This window comes from Pseudohaliea rubra DSM 19751, assembly GCF_000764025.1.
Classification (GTDB): Bacteria; Pseudomonadota; Gammaproteobacteria; order Pseudomonadales; family Halieaceae; genus Pseudohaliea; species Pseudohaliea rubra.
The window spans coordinates 1-3,761 of the sequence record NZ_KN234816.1 but is presented as its reverse complement, the minus strand read 5'-3'; the positions used below and the strand labels follow the sequence as shown (position 1 = coordinate 3,761).

General features: G+C 70.2%; 6 protein-coding genes. All 6 read right to left on the bottom strand.

Annotated features, from left to right (window positions below; all coding sequences use genetic code 11):
* On the bottom strand, positions 1-621 hold a 621-nt coding region (gene thiL / locus HRUBRA_RS14355), incomplete at its 3' end, for a thiamine-phosphate kinase (protein ID WP_035518318.1).
* Positions 622-654: 33 nt separating this feature from the next.
* Complete coding sequence (gene nusB, locus HRUBRA_RS14350) at positions 655-1,122, bottom strand: transcription antitermination factor NusB (RefSeq protein ID WP_035518317.1); 468 nt, start codon at positions 1,120-1,122, stop codon at positions 655-657.
* Positions 1,123-1,124: 2 nt separating this feature from the next.
* Positions 1,125-1,595, bottom strand: a complete 471-nt coding sequence (gene ribH / locus HRUBRA_RS14345) for a 6,7-dimethyl-8-ribityllumazine synthase (RefSeq protein ID WP_035518315.1) — start codon at positions 1,593-1,595, stop codon at positions 1,125-1,127.
* Between the two features lie 31 nt (positions 1,596-1,626).
* Positions 1,627-2,730: a 3,4-dihydroxy-2-butanone-4-phosphate synthase gene (gene ribB / locus HRUBRA_RS14340; RefSeq protein WP_035518320.1), complete on the bottom strand. Its 1,104-nt coding sequence runs from the start codon at positions 2,728-2,730 to the stop codon at positions 1,627-1,629.
* 21 nt (positions 2,731-2,751) lie between these two features.
* On the bottom strand, positions 2,752-3,414 hold the full coding sequence (locus tag HRUBRA_RS14335; protein ID WP_035518312.1) for a riboflavin synthase: 663 nt from the start codon (positions 3,412-3,414) through the stop codon (positions 2,752-2,754).
* Positions 3,415-3,420: 6 nt separating this feature from the next.
* On the bottom strand, positions 3,421-3,761 hold a 341-nt coding region (locus HRUBRA_RS14330), incomplete at its 5' end, for a RibD family protein (RefSeq protein ID WP_201771620.1).

Here is a 3,761-nt window from a genome sequence, read left to right as displayed (position 1 = left end):
CGGCCAGGCGGCCGCGTCCTCCTCGCGCCCGGCGACCGCCGGCTGCCAGGCATCCTGGAGCATCGCCAGCGCCGCAGCCGCATCGCCAAGGGTGCCGGAGACGCAGACCTGATCCCCGGGGCGAGCGCCGTCGCGGCGCAGGGCTTGCCCCTCGGGGCAGGCACCGAACACCTGCAGGGTGATCACCGTGGCCGGGCCGCGGGTGGTGTCGCCGCCGGCCAGCGGCAGCCCGAAAGCGGCGCAGGCCTGGGCAAGACCCTCGCTGAAGGCCTGCAGCCACAGCTCGTCAGCCGCCGGCAGCGTCAGCGCCAGGCTGCAGGCCAGGGGACTTGCCCCCATGGCGGCAAGGTCCGAGGCGGCGACCGCAAGGGCGCGGTAGCCGATGTCTTCAGGAAAGGTGTCTTCCGGGTAGTGCACGCCCTCGACAAGAGTATCCACGGAGGTGACAAGGACTTCACCGGGGGGCAGCTGAAGGAGCGCGGCATCGTCGCCGATGCCGAGGCGGATGGCGCCCGGCTCCGGGTCCGTCGCTCCTCCGGGGGTGCCCCCGTCCCTGGAGGACGCTGTCGCACCCAGGGACCAGAAAAAGCGGCGGATAAGCGCGAACTCGTTGCTGGCCATGGCTCAGGCGCGACCGGCTCAGCGGCTGCCGGCTCAGCTGCGGCCGGCGGGCGCGCCGGCCCCGACCTCAACCTTGCGCAGTTCCCGCGCGAGCTTGTCGAGCACGCCGTTGATGTACTTGTGCCCGTCGGTGGCGCCGAACTTCTTCGCCAGGGCAACGGCCTCGTTGATGACCACCTTGTAGGGCACGTCGATGCGCTCGCGCAGCTCCCAGGTGCCCATGCGCAGCAGCGTGTGCTCGATCGGGTCGAGATCGTGGAGGGCGCGGTCGAGGAGCGGCGTAAAGGCCTCGTCGAGGCCGTCCGCATCGGCGGCCACGCCGTGGAGGACGGCACTGAAGTACTCGCCGTCGACCTTGTCGAAGTCGTAGTCGCTGCGGAACTCCGCCTCGATGACATTCAGCTGCGCGCCGGCCATGTACCACTGGTAAAGCGCCTGCATGGCATAGTGGCGCGCCCGGCGCCGGCGGGCGGCGAGGAGGTTGTGCCCGGGGCCGGCCACGCTCAGAGCTGCTTCAAGAGGCTGACCATCTCCAGCGCCGAGGTCGCCGCTTCGGCGCCCTTGTTGCCGGCCTTGGTGCCAGAGCGCTCGATGGCCTGCTCGATGCTGTCGACGGTGAGCACGCCGAAGGCAATCGGCAGGCCGTGCTCCAGGCTGACCTGGGCGATGCCCTTGGTGCACTCGCCGGCCACGTGCTCGAAGTGCGGGGTGCCGCCACGGATCACGGCGCCGAGGGCGATGATGGCGTCGTAGTTGCCGCCGGCAGCCACCTTCTCGCATACCAGCGGGATCTCAAAAGCCCCCGGGGCGCGGACGATAGTGAGCTGCTCGTCGCTGACACCGTGGCGACGCAGCGTGTCCACGGCGCCGGCGACGAGGTGCTCGACCACAAAGCTGTTCCAGCGGCCCACAACCAGCGCATAGCGCCCGTCGCTGCCGGTGAAGTCACCCTCGAGGGTCCTGATCGCATCCATGGTTATCTCCTTGCTGCTCCGCCGGCGCCGCTCAGCGCGGGGTAATGGTATCCAGTACCTCCAGGCCGAAGCCGGAGATCGCATTGTACTTCATGGCCGCCCCGAGCAGATGGATCTGCCCGACGCCGAGGTCGCGGAGAATCTGCGACCCGAGGCCGATGGTGTTGTAGCTGTCGGTCGGCGCCGGCGGCGAGGGACGATCCTCGCCGAGGGCCAGATCGATGCTGTGCAGCAGCTGCTCTTCGCTCTCCGGTCGGGCCAGCAGCACGAGGACGCCCTTGCCGGCTGCGCCGATGTGCTCAAGCGCCTCCTGCAGCGCCCAGGAGCGACCCTCGCGCAGGTGGCTGCCGAGCAGATCGCGGAGCGTGGAGCGCGTGTGCACCCGCACCAGCGTCGGGCTGTCGGGGGTGATGTGCCCGCGGGACAGGGCGAGGTGCAGCTCGCCGTCGGTGCTGTCGCGGTAGACCGTGAGCCGGAACGTGCCGTGGGCCGTGGCCACCTCGCCCTCACGCACCCGCTCGATGGTGCACTCGTGGAGCAGCCGGTAGTGAATCAGATCGGCGATGGTACCGAGCTTGAGGCCGTGCTCCCGGGCAAAGGCCGCAAGCTCCCCGGGGCTGGCCAGGCCACCGTCGGCGCCGAGGACATCCGTGAGCACCGCCGCCGGGGTCAGCCCCGCCAGCCGCGCGTAGTCCACCGCCGCCTCGGTGTGCCCGGCGCGGGTGAGCACGCCGCCGGGGGTGGCGGCAAGGGGGAAGATGTGGCCGGGCTGGACGATGTCCGATGCCACGGCGTGGGGCGCAACGGCGACCCGCACCGTGAGCGCGCGATCCGCCGCCGAGATTCCCGTGTCGATGCCCCGGGCCGCTTCGATGGAGAGGGTGAAGTTGGCGTGCTCGCCGTCGCCTTCCACCATCGGCGGCAGATCGAGCTGCGCGCAGCGCTCCCGGGTCAGCGCCAGGCAGACAAGGCCGCGGGCGCGCCGCGCCATGAAGGTGACGTGGTCGGCCTCGCAGTGTTCCGCGGCGACCATCACGCCGCCGGCATTGTGCGTGGCATCGTCATCGTCGAGGAGCACCACCATGCGGCCGAGGCGGATGTCGGAAAGGAGCTCATCGACAGGGTCGATCTGCAGGTCGTTCACGGGGTTCTCCAGTCAGCCGCGCAGGTAGCCGTGCTCGGCGAGGGTCGCGAGCGTCACGCCCCCGGCACCGGGGTCCGCGGCGCGGTCGCCGAGCACCAGACGCTCGAGGTAGCGGGCGATGAGGTCCACCTCCAGGTTGACCGTCGTGCCCGGCCGGTAGGCGCCGAAGATGGTTTCGGCCATGGTCTGCGGGATGATATTGAGGTCGAACTCGGCACCGTTCACGGCGTTCACCGTGAGGCTCGTGCCGTCGACGCAGATGCTGCCCTTGTGGGCAATATAGCGAGCGAGCGCGTCCGGGGCGCGGAACACGAAACGCCAGGAGCGCGCGTCTTCCGCCAGGCTCACCACCTCGCCGACGCCGTCGACGTGGCCGCTGACGATGTGGCCGCCGAGGCGGCTTGCCGGCGTCAGGGCCTTCTCCAGATTGACCGGGGCGCCGACGGTCAGCTTGCCGAGGGTCGTGGCGTTCAGGGACTCCACGGACACATCGGCCCGGTAGCCGTCGCCGGGCAGTTCCGTCACCGTCAGGCAGACGCCATTGGCGGCGATGCTGTCGCCGATGGCCACATCATGAAGCGGCAGCTTGCCCGTGTGGATGCGCAGACGCAGGTCACCGCCGCGGGGCTCCATGGCCGCGATCTCACCGACCGCCTGGATGATACCGGTAAACATGTTCGTTCAGTCGTTCCGCTTCAGGGTGAAAGTGAGGCGCCAGTCGTCGCCGACGCGGCGCTGGTCCGCAAGCGTGAGCGGCACCTTGTCGGCCATACGTGCCAGGGGCAGGTCGACCAGCGGTCGCCCCGCACTGCCCAGCAGGCAGGGGGCCTGGTAGACGATGAGTTCGTCCAGCAGCTCCGCCGCCAGCAGCGCCCCGACGAGCCGGGGGCCGGATTCTACCAGAATCTCGTTGACCTCTCGCGCGGCGAGGAACTGCAGCATGGCCTGCAGGTCGAGGCCACCGTCGGCGGCGACAGGCAGCGCTGCCAGCGACACGCGTCCTCCAGGCGCGTGCTCCGCCC